Annotated in this window: 17 protein-coding genes; 8 read left to right on the top strand and 9 right to left on the bottom strand. The window is 69.9% G+C overall.

The features are described 5' to 3' along the window. Positions 1 to 63 precede the first annotated feature (63 nt). On the bottom strand, positions 64 to 930 hold the full coding sequence (locus CSW64_RS15945) for a 50S ribosomal protein L11 methyltransferase (RefSeq protein ID WP_099623026.1): 867 nt from the start codon (positions 928 to 930) through the stop codon (positions 64 to 66). 96 nt (positions 931 to 1,026) lie between these two features. Between CSW64_RS15945 and CSW64_RS15940 the strand changes: the two genes are divergently transcribed. After that, positions 1,027 to 2,208, top strand: coding sequence for a low temperature requirement protein A (locus CSW64_RS15940; RefSeq protein WP_099624297.1), 1,182 nt, complete (start codon positions 1,027 to 1,029; stop codon positions 2,206 to 2,208). Here CSW64_RS15940 and CSW64_RS15935 read toward each other — a convergent pair. The 3 genes from CSW64_RS15935 to CSW64_RS15925 form a co-directional block, all read right to left on the bottom strand. Beyond that, a complete protein-coding gene (locus CSW64_RS15935; protein WP_099623025.1) occupies positions 2,205 to 2,594 on the bottom strand; it encodes a hypothetical protein in 390 nt (129 codons plus the stop codon). The two genes, CSW64_RS15940 and CSW64_RS15935, sit on opposite strands and share 4 nt — an antisense overlap. Further along, positions 2,591 to 2,905, bottom strand: a complete 315-nt coding sequence (locus CSW64_RS15930) for an autorepressor SdpR family transcription factor (protein ID WP_099623024.1) — start codon at positions 2,903 to 2,905, stop codon at positions 2,591 to 2,593. The genes CSW64_RS15935 and CSW64_RS15930 overlap by 4 nt, the downstream gene beginning before the upstream one ends. A gap of 183 nt (positions 2,906 to 3,088) precedes the next feature. Beyond that, positions 3,089 to 5,452: an ATP-dependent helicase gene (locus tag CSW64_RS15925; protein WP_099623023.1), complete on the bottom strand. Its 2,364-nt coding sequence runs from the start codon at positions 5,450 to 5,452 to the stop codon at positions 3,089 to 3,091. Positions 5,453 to 5,550: 98 nt separating this feature from the next. Here CSW64_RS15925 and CSW64_RS15920 point away from each other — a divergent pair, with 98 nt between their 5' ends. Both CSW64_RS15920 and CSW64_RS15915 read left to right on the top strand, forming a co-directional pair. Then, positions 5,551 to 5,775 carry a hypothetical protein gene (locus CSW64_RS15920; protein WP_099623022.1) on the top strand — a complete coding sequence of 75 codons (225 nt, stop codon included), beginning with the start codon at positions 5,551 to 5,553 and terminating at the stop codon, positions 5,773 to 5,775. A 121-nt stretch (positions 5,776 to 5,896) separates the two neighbouring features. Further along, a complete protein-coding gene (locus CSW64_RS15915; RefSeq protein WP_099623021.1) occupies positions 5,897 to 6,670 on the top strand; it encodes a Coq4 family protein in 774 nt (257 codons plus the stop codon). A gap of 35 nt (positions 6,671 to 6,705) precedes the next feature. Here the strand turns inward: CSW64_RS15915 and CSW64_RS15910 are convergent, their stop codons facing one another. From CSW64_RS15910 to CSW64_RS15895, 4 genes are read right to left on the bottom strand one after another with little or no spacing between them, the layout of a single operon-like run. Next, positions 6,706 to 6,903: a ribbon-helix-helix domain-containing protein gene (locus CSW64_RS15910; RefSeq protein ID WP_425430381.1), complete on the bottom strand. Its 198-nt coding sequence runs from the start codon at positions 6,901 to 6,903 to the stop codon at positions 6,706 to 6,708. Positions 6,904 to 6,918: 15 nt separating this feature from the next. After that, positions 6,919 to 7,098, bottom strand: a complete 180-nt coding sequence (locus CSW64_RS15905; RefSeq protein ID WP_099623019.1) for a DUF4169 family protein — start codon at positions 7,096 to 7,098, stop codon at positions 6,919 to 6,921. After that, positions 7,095 to 8,021 (bottom strand): DUF6807 family protein, encoded by a 927-nt coding sequence (locus CSW64_RS15900; RefSeq protein WP_099623018.1) that lies wholly within the window; start codon positions 8,019 to 8,021, stop codon positions 7,095 to 7,097. Before CSW64_RS15900 ends, CSW64_RS15905 begins: the two co-directional genes overlap by 4 nt. Further along, positions 8,018 to 8,599: a glutathione S-transferase family protein gene (locus CSW64_RS15895; protein WP_099623017.1), complete on the bottom strand. Its 582-nt coding sequence runs from the start codon at positions 8,597 to 8,599 to the stop codon at positions 8,018 to 8,020. Before CSW64_RS15895 ends, CSW64_RS15900 begins: the two co-directional genes overlap by 4 nt. Before the next feature lie 110 nt (positions 8,600 to 8,709). Between CSW64_RS15895 and CSW64_RS15890 the strand changes: the two genes are divergently transcribed. The 3 genes from CSW64_RS15890 (at position 8,710) to CSW64_RS15880 (ending at position 9,950) form a co-directional block, all read left to right on the top strand. Next, positions 8,710 to 8,946, top strand: a complete 237-nt coding sequence (locus tag CSW64_RS15890) for a DUF2171 domain-containing protein (RefSeq protein WP_099623016.1) — start codon at positions 8,710 to 8,712, stop codon at positions 8,944 to 8,946. A gap of 63 nt (positions 8,947 to 9,009) precedes the next feature. Continuing rightward, positions 9,010 to 9,630, top strand: coding sequence for a glutathione S-transferase family protein (locus tag CSW64_RS15885; protein ID WP_099623015.1), 621 nt, complete (start codon positions 9,010 to 9,012; stop codon positions 9,628 to 9,630). Between the two features lie 71 nt (positions 9,631 to 9,701). After that, positions 9,702 to 9,950 (top strand): DUF3297 family protein, encoded by a 249-nt coding sequence (locus tag CSW64_RS15880; protein ID WP_099623014.1) that lies wholly within the window; start codon positions 9,702 to 9,704, stop codon positions 9,948 to 9,950. A 44-nt stretch (positions 9,951 to 9,994) separates the two neighbouring features. Here the strand turns inward: CSW64_RS15880 and CSW64_RS15875 are convergent, their stop codons facing one another. Further along, on the bottom strand, positions 9,995 to 10,894 hold the full coding sequence (locus tag CSW64_RS15875) for an AraC family transcriptional regulator (RefSeq protein WP_099623013.1): 900 nt from the start codon (positions 10,892 to 10,894) through the stop codon (positions 9,995 to 9,997). 186 nt (positions 10,895 to 11,080) lie between these two features. Between CSW64_RS15875 and CSW64_RS15870 the strand changes: the two genes are divergently transcribed. After that, the gene (locus CSW64_RS15870) at positions 11,081 to 11,815 is read left to right on the top strand and encodes an SDR family oxidoreductase (RefSeq protein WP_099623012.1); all 735 of its coding nucleotides are present in this window, start codon (positions 11,081 to 11,083) and stop codon (positions 11,813 to 11,815) included. Between the two features lie 42 nt (positions 11,816 to 11,857). Then, positions 11,858 to 12,955: a serine hydrolase gene (locus CSW64_RS15865; RefSeq protein ID WP_099623011.1), complete on the top strand. Its 1,098-nt coding sequence runs from the start codon at positions 11,858 to 11,860 to the stop codon at positions 12,953 to 12,955. Positions 12,956 to 12,969: the final 14 nt, after the last annotated feature.

Below are 12,969 nucleotides of genomic sequence, written 5' to 3'. Positions count from 1 at the left end.
TCGGCGGCCTCCTGATGCTTACCCTTGCCCAGGCGGGAAAACGTCAGACCGCGACGCGAGTTCCTAAGCCCGCTGCAACACCAGGGTGGCCCAGGCGTCGCGGTGGAGGCTGCGCATGACGCGGAAGCCCTTGGACAGGTAGGCGGCCTTCACCCGGCGCTCCTGGGTGCGCAGCAGGCCCGACAGGATGGCGACGCCGCCGGGCTTCAGGGCCAACTTGATGTCGTGGCTCAGCGCAACCAGCGGCGGGGCCAGGATGTTGGCGAAGACCAGGTCGTAGGGGCCGTCCTGGCGCACCAGGCGGTGGTTCAGGCCGGAGGCGTGGACGAAGCGGGCGGCGGCCGCGTTTTCCCGGGCGTTCTCGTTGGCGATGCGGACCGACGGCCCGTCGATGTCGGTGCCGACGGCGACCTTCGACCCGGTGCGGGCCGCGGCGATGGCCAGCACGCCCGTGCCGCAGCCCACGTCCAGCACCCGGTCGAAGCGGCGCGACTTGAGCAGGTCGTCATAGGCCTTCAGGCAGCCGGCCGTGGTCCCGTGGTGGCCGGTGCCGAAGGCGGCGCCCGCCTCGATGCGCAGCTTCACCGCGCTCGCCGGCGCGCGGCCCTTGTCGTGCAGGCCGTAGACGAAGAACCGGCCCTCGCGCACCGGCGGCAGGCCCGACAGCGCCATGGCCAGCCAGTCGGCGTCGGCCAGCGGCTCGACGACCACCGTCAGCCCGCCCGAGGCGACCAGGCTGTCGCGGATGCCGTCTTCCTCCTCCTGAGAGGTCGGGAAGGCGTCGATGCGCCAGATCCCCTTGTCCTCGTCCTCTTCCAGGATCGAGTAGGTCGCGCCATCCAGCATGGGGTCGGCGTCGAGCGCCTCGGCGGCGGCCTCGGCGAGGGCGCGGGGACCGCGGGCGATGATCTGGGCGGCGTTGTAGCTCATGGCCGCCCCTGTAGCGGCTGAAGGCCGCCGCGTCACCCGCTAGCCGAACCGGGGCGAATGCGCATAGCGTCGGTCGACACCGCCGCGAGTCTCAAGATGACCAGCCACGCACGCGCCCACGGCCTCCTTCGCGAACGGGACGGGGGCCACGCCCGCGTGGGCTTCGTCGAGCTGTTTTTCGACCTGGTCTTCGTCTTCGCGGTCACCCAGCTCAGCCACACCCTGATCGAGCATCCGACCCCGTTGGGGACGCTGCAGACGGCGATGCTGCTGCTCGCGGTGTGGTGGGCCTGGATGTACACGACCTGGGCGACCAACTTCCTGGAGGTCGAGCACCGCGGCGTGCGGGTCATGCTGTTCGGGGTGATGGCCGCGGGGGTGGTGATGTCCTCGTCGCTGCCCCACGCCTTCGACAAGACGGGCCTGGTCTTTGCGGCCGCCTATGTCCTGATCCAGGCCGGGCGGACGGCCTTCGTGGTCTTCGCCGCGCGGCGGAACGACGCGCTTCGGCTGAACTTCCTGCGCATCCTGGTCTGGTTCGTCGTCTCGGGCGCGCTGTGGCTGACCGGAGGTCTGGTCGATCCGGAGCAACGGCTGCTGTGGTGGGGCGCGGCCCTGGCTATCGACTACGCCGGGCCGATCGCCGCCTTCTGGACGCCGGGACTGGGCCGCTCCTCGACCCACGACTGGAGCGTCGAGGGCGGACATATGGCCGAGCGCTGCGGCCTGTTCATCATCATCGCCCTGGGGGAGTCGATCCTGGTCACCGGCGCGACCTTCGCCGGCCACGAGCGGACCTTCGGCGTGATTGCGGCCTTCGCCAGCGCCTTCGTCACGACGGTGGCCATGTGGTGGATCTACTTCAGCGCGCACGCCGATGCGGCCAGCGAGCGGATCCGCGCCTCCGACGATCCAGGCCGGGTCGCGCGGATCGCGTACACCTACGCCCACATCCCGCTGGTGGCGGGGATCATCGTCACCGCGGTCGGCGACGAATGGGCGCTGGCCCATCCCGACGGCCACGTGGACCTGAAGACCGCCCTGGTCCTGCTCGGCGGGCCGGCGCTGTTCCTGGCCGGCAGCCTGTTGTTCAAATGGACGGTGTTCGGCGTGGTCCCGCTGTCGCGGCTGGTCGGGATCGCGATCCTGGGCCTGTTGTCCATCATCGCCTTCCAGTGCACGCCGATGATGCTGAGCTGGCTGGCGACGGGGGCGCTGCTGGTCGTGGCCGTGTGGGAGACCGTGGCCTATCAGCAGGGGCGGCCGTCGACCCCCTAGGGCGTCGACCGTTCTCCAGGGGCCCGCGTCAGGATGCGCCGGCACGCCAGGACGATCCAGCCGACGGCGAGCAGCACCAGGGCCGCCGACAGGGGCGTGGCGAGGCTCAGCGGCGCGAAGATCCAGACCGCGATCCAGGCGAGGTAGGCCAGCACCATGGCCCGGCCGGTCGCCCGCTGCACCGCCTGACCCCGGGGGTCCTTGGCCAGCTGCTTGGGGATGTCGTTGGCGTGGATGGCCAGGAACAGGCCGATCAGCGCCATCGCCCCGCGGACGGTGGTGTCCTGATCGAGCAGGCCGGCCGATCTAGCCGCCGCCAGCGCGGCGCAGCCGGCCAGCAGGCCGCCGGCCAAGAGCAGGGGGCGGATCAACTGATTGGCGTTCATGACTTGGCCTCCTTCGGCTTGGCGGGGGGCAGCTTGGGGTCGGGCGCGTCGGCGCCGATCCCGAAGGTCTGGGCGAAGCCCATCAGCGCCTCTTCGAGCACCGAGAGCTTGAGGTGATAGATCACCGACTTGCCCGCCTTCTCGACATGCACGAGGTCGGCCTCGCGCAGCACGGCGAAGTGGGCGGACATGGTCGGTTTGGACACGTCGAACTGGTCGGCCAACGCCCCCGCCGACATCGGCCGCTCGCGCAGCAGCTGCAGCACGCGCCGCCGGGTCGGATCGGAAAGGGCCTTGAACACACCGCTCATATTTCGATGATTAGCCAATCGTCGAAATGAGTCAACGCCCCAATGCCGTCATCCTCGCGCTCGTCGCGAGGACCCTTGAACACCGGCAGTCGTGGTTGGAGCGCGGCCCGACCGCTCCGCCAGTACCCGCGGCTCACCACGCATGGCTCCTCGCGACGAGCGCGAGGATGACGGAAGGGGAACTCACCCCTTCGTCACGAAGCCGTCCAGCACCTTCTTCACGCCGGCCTTGTCGAAGTCGACGGTGAGCTTGTTGCCCTCGACGCCGGCGACCTTGCCGTAGCCGAACTTCTGGTGGAACACCTTGTCGCCGCGCTTGTAGTCGCTGCCGGCGGAGCTCTCCGACACCGCCACCAGCCGGCCCTCGCCCTCGATCACCTGTTGGCGGCCGGCGTGGGAGCCGTGGTAGCCGCGCTCCTGCGCCCGCTTCCAGCCGGGCGAGGAATAGCCGGACCCGAAGCTGCGGTCGTCGTCCCAGCGGCTGGTCATCGGCTGCTGCATGCCGGGGCCGCCGCCGTAGTAGCCGGTCTCCGACGCCGCCTCGACGTTCTCCACCGGCAGCTCGTCCACGAAGCGGCTGGGCAGCTGCGACGTCCAGCGACCGTAGACCTGCCGGTTGGCGGCGAAGCTGATGCGCGCCTCCTGGCGGGCGCGGGTGATGCCGACGTAGGCCAGGCGGCGCTCCTCCTCGAGGCCTTTCTCGCCCTTCTCGTCGACGCTGCGCTGGCTGGGGAAGACGCCTTCCTCCCAGCCCGGCAGGAAGACCAGCGGGAACTCCAGCCCCTTGGCCGAGTGCAGGGTCATGATCTGGACGCTGTCGTCGCCGCCCTCGCGGTCCAGGTCCATGACCAGCGAGACGTGCTCCAGATAGTCGCCCAGCGTGTCGAAGGCGGCCATCGACTGGACCAGTTCCTTGAGGTTGTCGAGCCGGGTCTGGCTGGTCGGACCCTTGTCCACGCGCAGCACGTCCGTGTAGCCGCTCTCCTCCAGGATGGTCTCGGTGATGCGGGCGTGCGGAGCGCTTTCGCCCCGGCTTTCGGCCTCGGCCAGCATCCGGGTCCAGCGGTCGACGTCGCGGACGAAGTTGGCCAGGGCGGTGCGGGTCTTGGCGGCGAGTTCGTCCGTCTGGACGATGCCGCGCGCCGCCGTCATGGCCGAGACGCCGGCGCCGCGGGCCACCTGCAGGATCTTCTGCACCGTGGTGTCGCCGATGCCGCGCTTGGGGACGTTGACGATCCGCTCGAAGGCCAGGTCGTCGTCCGGCGACTGCACCAGCCGCAGATAGGCGTGGGCGTCGCGGATTTCGGCGCGCTCGAAGAAGCGCGGGCCGCCGATCACCTTGTAGGGGATCTGCAGCATGACGAACCGCTCTTCGAAGGCCCGCATCTGGAACGACGCTCGCACCAGGATGGCGACGTCCTTGTAGGGCCGCTTGCCGGTGTCGATCGTGCCCTTGCGCCAGCGCTCGATCTCCTCGGCGACGAGCCGGCTCTCGGCCTCGCCGTCCCAGACGCCGCGCACCCGGACCTTCTCGCCGCCGTTGCTCTCGGTCCACAGGGTCTTGCCCAGGCGGCCTTTGTTGACCTTGATCAGGTGCGAGGCGGCCGCGAGGATGTGGCTGGTCGAGCGATAGTTGCGCTCCAGCCGGATGACCTTGGCCCCCGGGAAGTCGCGTTCGAAGCGCAGGATGTTGTCCACCTCGGCTCCGCGCCAGCCGTAGATCGACTGGTCGTCGTCGCCCACGCAGCAGACGTTCTGGCTGGCCTGGGCCAGCAGCCGCAGCCAAAGGTACTGGGCGACGTTGGTGTCCTGGTACTCGTCGACCAGGATGTATTTGAACCGCCGGTGGAAGTCGGCCAGCACGTCCGGATGCTTCTGGAAGAGCGTCAGGTTGTGCAGCAGCAGGTCGCCGAAATCGCAGGCGTTCAGGATGCGCAGCCGCTCCTGGTACAGGCGGTAGAGATGCTGGCCCTTGTTGTTGGCGAACACCGCGCCTTCCGACGGCGGCAGCTTGTCGGGGGTCCAGCCGCGGTTCTTCCAGTGATCGACCAGGCTGGCGAAGAACTTCGGTGTCCAGCGTTTGGCGTCGATGTTCTCGGCCTCGAGGATCTGTTTGATCAGCCGCTGCTGGTCGTCGTCGTCGAGGATGGTGAAGCTGGACTTCAGGCCCAGCAGGTCGGCGTGGCGGCGCAGAATCTGGGCGGCGACCGAGTGGAAGGTGCCCAGCCAGCGCAGCCCCTCGGCCTGCGGCCCGATGATGTGGGTGATCCGCTCGCGCATCTCGCGCGCGGCCTTGTTGGTGAAGGTGACGACCAGCAGCTCCCACGGCTTGGCCCGGCCGGTGGCCAGGATATGGGCGAGGCGGGTGGTCAGCACGCGCGTCTTGCCGGTGCCGGCGCCGGCCAGGACCAGCACCGGGCCCTCGGTGGCCTCGACCGCTTCGCGCTGCTCGGGGTTCAACCCGTCGAGATAGCTCGGCGCGCCGCCGTCGACGCGCGCCAGATCGCTGATGCGGGGGGAGGGGACAGAGTCGGACATCGGGAACATATGTAGCACGGACGCGCCCTTATCCAGACGCGGATGGCGGAACCAGGGGCCTCGGCGGCCCGTTTTTCAGCCCAACGACAACAGGGAAGGAGAACGTCATGGCCGAGAGAACCGGCGGGGCCGGCATGTTCCTCGCCTTCGTGGTCGGCGGCCTGCTCGTGCTGGTCCTGGCCATCGGCTGGATGGTCTGGTCAGGCGGGCTTTCGGTGACCGCCCAGGCCCCGAAGATGGACCTGCGGCTGCCCGAGACGCCGAGCCTGCCGGCGCCGTCGCCCAATCCGCAGCCGACCCCGGCGCCGTCGCCCCTGCCGAAGCCGGGCTAGGGCGCCGGCCCAGGATCACCTGCGACAAATTCGCAACGTTCGCGGATCGGCGGTCTTCGAGGGCTTGCAAAAAGATGACGCCTGCGTCATTTTCATTGATGTAAGCCGAAAGGGTTCCGTCATGGCCTTCGATTCCGCTCCCGCCGAACGCCCGGTCGCCATCAGCCGCGACGTCTACCGCCTGCAGCCGCTGCGCGCGATGCGGGCCCTCAAGCGGCTGATCGCCGACAAGGAGGACACCTCCCAGGTGTTCGAGATCATGCGCGCCCTGTCCGGCGGCTCGATCCCGAAGGGCTACAAGCGCCTGCTGTCTACGGTGGAGGGCGGTCGGATCGCCTACGAGCGAGAGGAGTTCTGCGAGCGCCTGTCCGACACCGCCTGGCTCGAGACCTTCGGCCCGGGCACGGTCGGCGAGGCCTATCGCAAGTTCATCGCCCCGCGCGGCCTGACCGCCGAGGGGCTGGCCGAGGAAAGCCGCAAGACCGCCGACAGCGACATCGACGCGGCCCACCCGTTCGCCTGGTACGGCCGCCGCATGCGCGACGTGCACGACGTCTGGCACGTGCTGACCGGCTACGGCACCGACGGCCTGGGAGAAGCCTGCGTGGTGGCCTTCTCCTACCAGCAGACCAAGAGCATGGGTTTCGCGCTGATCGCCTGGGCGGGAGCCACCCAGTACGAGAAGATCGGCAACGGCCAGCCCTACCGGAAGGCCGTTCAGGAGGCCTGGCGCAACGGCAAGAAGACGGCCTGGCTGCCGGAGCTCGACTACCCGGCCCTGTTCGCCGAGAACCTGGAAGCGGCGCGCGCCCGCCTGGGGATCCCGCGGCCCGAGGTCTACCTGAGCATCCCGGAACAGTATCGCGACCGCCCGCTGACGGGCGCGACGCACTAAGCTGTCGCCTTCCTCCCCGCTTGCGGGGAGGAAAGTCACTTCCGTTCCAGCGCGAACACCCGGCAGGCGCTGGCCAGCGGCCGTTCTCCCCGCGCCTCGTCGATCCGCGCCACCAGCCCCGACAGGCTGAGCCCGTCCGCGGCCGCGGCGGCGTCCAGGACGGCCCAGAACTCCGGCTCCAGCGCCAGCGAGGTGGCGTGGCCGGCCAGGTTCACCGAGCGCTTTTGCAGCAGGCCCGCCAAGGCGCCCTAGTCCTCGTCCCGCTTCGACGCGTCGAGGTCGCGCGAGGCCTTGTCGCGACGGGCGTCGGCGAGCGACTTTTCCGCCTTGGTGCGGCCGAACTTGACCCGGTTCTCGGCCGCGGTCGCCTTGGCCTGGGCCTTCGCCCGCGCCTTGCGCGCCTGGTTGAGGTTGATCGGCGCGGTCACTTGCCGGCCGCCGGCTTGATCACGACGGTCGATTCCAGACGCAGCGGCCGGCCCTTGCTGAGCGCCACCGGCGCGCGACCGGGCCAGACGCAGTTCTGCATCGACGCCTCCTTGCGCAGGACCCACTGGCTGATCGGCCGGCCGTCGGCCTTGCAGGACAGGCCCACGCCCCACTTTTCGAGGCCCGGCTGTTTGGGCCAGGCGAAGCCCATCGAGGTTCCGGCCGTGAGGGCGTTCTGCTGCGCCGTCACCGCGCGGCCGCCGGAATGGAAGATCAGCCGGTCCGGCGCGATCAGCCGCGCCGAGAAGCCGCCGGAGCCCACGGCGTCGTCGCTGCCGCCGAGCGACAGCCCGTCGACGTTGGCCGTGATCAGGGTGTCGAAGTCGAGGCGGCGGGCGCCGTTGCGCAGCGGCTGGACCCGGACCTTGGTGGTCTCGCGGGCGACATAGACCAACTCCGACCCGGCGTTGACGATCCAGTCGATCTCCAGCGTCAGCGCCGCCGCGCCGTTTCCGCTGCGATCCGCGCCGAAGTTGGTCTTGCGCACCGAGTAGGTCAGGCCCTGCATCGCCCAGCCGTCGGCGACGATCCGGTCGCCCAGCCGCACCTGCCGCCAGGCCCAGAACAGGCCGCGCTGGTTCGGGTGATCGGCGGGCCGGTCCTCGGTCAGGATCGTGCCGTCCGGAGCATAGAGCGGATGGACGTAGTTCGACCGTCCCGGCTCGGCGCCGGGGGCGGGTTTGGTGCGATAGAACAGGACCGGCCGGTCGTCGTCGGTCACCGTCACGCCGTCGGGGCCGATCACGGCGTCCAAGCCGCCGGGACGGGCCAGGGCGGCCGGCGCCAGGGCGACGGCGCCCGCCAGGGCGGCGGCGGCGATCAGGGTCCTGGCGATCCTGCCGGCGGCGGTCGGGGCGGTCATGCGTCGTCCTTCTGGATGGCGCGCGCGAGGGCGGGCCGGGCCTGGGCGCGCGCCACCCAGTCGTCGTAGACGGCGTGGGGCGGAAGCATCTGCCGCGCGAACTGGAGCAGACTGATAAACAGGATGTCGGCGGCGGAGAAGTGGTCGCCCAGCAGCCATGGCCCCTTTTCCAGCGCGCCCTTCAGCTGGGCGTCCATGATCTCGTAGCTGCGGTCCTCGTCCTCGCCGTTGCGGCCGGTGAAGCGGGCGGTGATCACCGGCTCCAGCACGCCGGCGTAGTAGGCCAGCCAGGTCAGGTATGGCCCGCGCGTCGGATCGCCCACGGCCGGGCCGATCGGCGTGTCGCGATACTTGTCGGTCAGGTAGAGGGCGATGGCCGCGGACTCGGTGATCAGCACGCCGTCGTCCAGCAGGGCCGGGACCTGGCCGTGCGGATGCGGGTTGGCGAAGTCCGGCTCGCCGACGCCGTCTCGCCGGCGGATGGTCACCTTGCGCACCTCGTAGGGCGCGCCGAGCTCCTCGAGCAGCCAGAGCATGCGGGTGGATCGCGACTTCGGCGCATGGAACAGGGTCAGCATGGGGAACCTCCAGGTTGTGAACACAAGCAGAACATCGGTCTTCGCGCAACCGCTCGCCGCCGCCGGCCGTTTGCATCCGCGAGGCTGGGGTTCACGAAGGGAGACCTCCTATGATCGACGCCTCGCAGATCCGCGAACATATGGAAGTGGTCGGCTCGGACGAGCGCCATGTCGGGCGGGTGGACCATGTCCTGGGTAACGACATCGAGCTGGCCAAGCTCGACCTCGGCTCGGGCTTCAAGCACCACCTGATCCCGATGTCCTGGGTGGACTTCGTCGACGACGACACGGTCCGGCTCAGCCTGACCGCGGATGCGGCCAAGGCCGCCTGGCGCGAGAAGCACTGACCTCGACTCCGGCCGCGAACTGGCCGAAAGGCTCTCTCGTCCATCGGGCGAGGGAGCTTTCGCATGTACCGACTGTACGCGTCGCAGGCCACGGCCAGCCTGGTCGTCCACTGGATGCTGATCGAGCTGGGCGTCCCGTTCGAGGTCGAGATGCTCGACTTCGACGACAGGGCCCAGAAGTCCGAGACCTATCTGAAGCTGAACCCGGACGGCGTGGTGCCGACCCTGATCGTCGACGGCGCGCCGGTGCGCGAGACCGGGGCGATCCTGATGCTGCTCGCCGAGCGCCATCCGGAGGCGGGCTTCGCGCCGCCGGCCGGCTCGCGGGATCGCGCCGAGTGGCTGGAATGGATGGTCTGGCTCGCCAATGGCCCGATGGCCGCCTATCGGCTGTGGTTCTACGACGGCGACCTGCCGGGGCTCGACCGGGCGGCGCTGCAGGCGAAGCTCGAGAGCTACTGGACCAAGGCCGACGCGCGCCTGGCCGGGCGCGCGTTCCTGGTCGGCGACCGGGCGACCACGGCCGACCTGCAGTTGGCCATGCTGGCCCGCTGGTCGCGCAACATGCCCCGACCGGCGACGGCCTGGCCCAACCTGAAGGCCTATGTCGACCGCATGCGCGCCCGACCGGGACTGAAGGACGTCCACGCCCGCGAAGGCGTGACCGACTGGATCAACGACTAGAGGCAAGGATTGGCTTTCCGGCTCCGCGCCGCTATCACCCGCGCTCGTCAATTTCCAAGGGCCGCACCGCCATGAGCGACACCCCTCCCGACCGTCTCTGCACCAACCCCAAGAGCCCGTTCTACGACGAGGCCATCCTGGCCCGCGGCGTGGGCATCCGCTTCAAGGGCGAAGAGAAGACCAATGTCGACGAGTACTGCGTCAGCGAAGGCTGGGTGCGTCTGGCCGTCGGCAAGACCCTGGACCGTCACGGCAACCCGATGACCGTCAAGCTGCAGGGGACCGTCGAGCCCTACTTCCGCGGCGACGACGAAGCCTAGAGATCTCCGCATGTCCCCCGTTTCGCGGGGACATGCGGAAGGGCCTAGACGGCTTCCAGCGCTTCCGGCGCGGCGCGTAGCCGGGCGGCGTCGCGCAGGGGCGGGGCGCCGAACAGCCGGCTGTACTCGCGGCTGAACTGCGAGGGGCTGTCGTAGCCGACCGCATGTCCCGCCGAGGCCGCGTCCAGCGTCTGGGCCAGGATCAGCCGCCGCGCCTCCTGCAGCCGCAGCTGCTTCTGGTACTGCAAGGGACTCATCGCCGTGACCGCCCGGAAATGGGCGTGCAGGGCCGAAGGGCTCATCCGCGCCTCGCGGGCCACGGTCTCGATGCTGAACGGCCGGGCGTAGTGGGCCTTGATCCAGCCGATCGCGCGGTTGACCTGCTGCAGCCGGCTCTCGCCGATGGCGATCTGCATCAGGCGGTCGCCCTGGTCGCCGGTCAGCAGCCGCCAGAGAATCTCCCGCTCGACCAACGGCGCCAGCACGGCGGCGTCCCTCGGCTCTTCCAGCAACGCGACCAGCCGCGCCGCGGCGTCGGCCAGAGCCGGCGTGGTGGGGCTGAGGCCCAGACTTGAGCCAGGCGCGGCGGCGCCGGACGCGTTCAGCCCGGCCTCCATCATCAAGGCGCCGATGGCCGCCGGGGCCAGGTCCAGCCGCAGGCAGAGATAGGGCGCGTCGGGCGAGGCGTCGGTGACCTGGCCCACCACCGGCACGTCGACCGAGATGACCAGGAACTTGGCGCTGTCGTAGACGTAGACCCGCTCGCCGAGCAGCACCTGCTTGCGGCCCTGGGCGATGATGCAGACGGCCGGCTCATGCAGGACGTGCAGGGGCAGGCTGGGCGCCGAGGTCCGGATCAGGAACAGGCGCGGGATCGGCGTGGCGTGCACGCCGTCGCCGAGATCGGTGGTGTATCGGTCAATCAGCGTCGCGAGTTGATCCACGGCGGTCTCTCTTCAGATCTTGGAGAGATAATAGACTCACGCGCGTGAAGGCGACAGGGGAGCGCCTTCAGGTCTGGAGGATCGTGCAAGAAGGTCGCCGGATCGGTCTACCGCCTCGCGCCGCCGGCGCCCCAGGTTCGGGACGTTCCCGGCCGCCAGGGTCGGCTCCTGAAAACGAGGTCCCCCATGTCCAATCTTGAAGGCAAGGTCATCGCCGTCACCGGCGCCAGCAGCGGCATCGGCGAGGCGACGGCCCGGCTGCTGGCCGCCCGCGGCGCCCATGTCGTGCTCGGCGCACGCCGGCTCGACCGGCTGCAGGCGCTGGTCGCCGAGATCACCGCCGCCGGCGGCTCCGCCCGTTGCCGCGCTCTGGACGTCACCGACCGCGCCGACGTCGAGGCCTTCGTGACCTTCGCGCTGGAGCACAACGGCCGGCTCGACGTGATGGTCAACAACGCCGGCCTCATGCCGCTGTCGCCGCTCGCCGCCCTGAAGGTCGAGGAATGGGACCGGATGATCGACGTCAACATCCGCGGCGTTCTCTATGGCATCGCCGCCGGCCTGCCGGTGATGAAGGCCCAGGGCTTCGGCCAGTTCGTCAACGTCTCCTCGATCGGCGGCCATCGGGTCTCGCCGACCGCGGCGGTCTACTGCGCGACCAAGTACGCGGTGATCGCCATCTCGGACGGCCTGCGCCAGGAGCACGACGACATCCGCGTCACGGTGATCTCGCCAGGGGTGACCGAGTCGGAGCTGGCTTCCACCATCACCGACGTCGGCGCGGCGGCCTTCATGGAGGACTTCCGCCGTATCGCCATCCCGCCGGAAGCCATCGCCCGGGCGATCGCTTTCGCTGTCGCGGAGCCGGACGACGTGGACGTGAACGAGATCATCGTCCGCCCGACCGCCAGCCCGCACTGATGGTGGGTGGCCCGGCCCGGCGCAGGATGCTGATATGGCGTCATGGGTCGGGCCGCTCGCATCGTCGGCAGGATGGTCGTGGGAGCGTTGGCGCTCGCCGCCGGCCTCGCCGCGCATCCGCCCTTCACCTACGAGCCCAAGTTCGTCGTCCGGCCGTCGCCGGCGTCCCGCGCGCCGACGGCGGCGGAGCGGCTGGACGCCCGGCTGGAGCGGATGGGCCGGGCCTTCGGGGGGCGGATCGGCATCGCCGTCTACAACGTCGACGAAGGCTGGGCGGCGGATTTCAACGGCGACGCCCTGCTGCCGCAGCAGAGCGTCAGCAAGCTGTGGGTCTCGGTCGCGACGCTCGACCGGGTCGATCGGGGCGAGCTGTCGCTCGACGACCGGGTCCTGATCCGCAAGGAGGACCTCAGCCTGTTCCATCAGCCCATTCGGGCTCAGGTGGGCGAGCACGGCTACGTCACGACGGTTCGCGACCTCATGCGGCGGGCGATCACCCAGAGCGACAACGCCGCCAACGACGCCCTGATCCGGCGGATCGGCGGGCCCTGGGCGGTGCAGGTCACGGTGGTGGCCAAGAACCTCGGCGAGATCCGCTTCGGCCCGGGCGAACGCGAGATGCAGACCGCGGCGGCCGGACTGACCTGGAAGCCGGAGTACAGTTTCGAACGCCATTTCTGGGAGGACCGCGAGGCCCTGCCCCGGGATGTGCGCAGCAAGGCGCTGGACGCCTATGTCGAGAACCCGCCGGACGGCGCCTCGGCTCTCGACATCGCCGAGACCCTGGGACGGCTGAAGGGCGGCGGCCTGCTGTCGCCGGGATCGACGGCCTTCCTGCTGGGGTTGATGGCGGAGACCAGCACCGGCTCGAGCCGGCTTCGCGCGAGCCTGGCGCCGGGCTGGACGCTGCAGCACAAGACCGGCACCGGCCAGGTCAACGGCGACCTGGCCACCGGCTACAACGACGTCGGCCTGCTGACCGCGCCGGACGGGACCGCCTATGCGGTGGCCGTGCTGATCGGCGCCAGCCGTCGACCGTTCAAGGATCGCAGCAGCCTGATCGCCGAGGTCGGCCGGGCGGTCATCGCCAGCCACGAGGCGGAGAGAGGCGTCGTCGCCGTCCGGCCTACGGAACCGTAACTTGCCGAGCCGTC

Source organism: Caulobacter mirabilis (assembly GCF_002749615.1).
Classification (GTDB): domain Bacteria; phylum Pseudomonadota; class Alphaproteobacteria; order Caulobacterales; family Caulobacteraceae; genus Caulobacter; species Caulobacter mirabilis.
The sequence above is the reverse complement of the archived record's forward strand: the minus strand, read 5'-3'. Positions and strand labels throughout refer to the sequence as shown.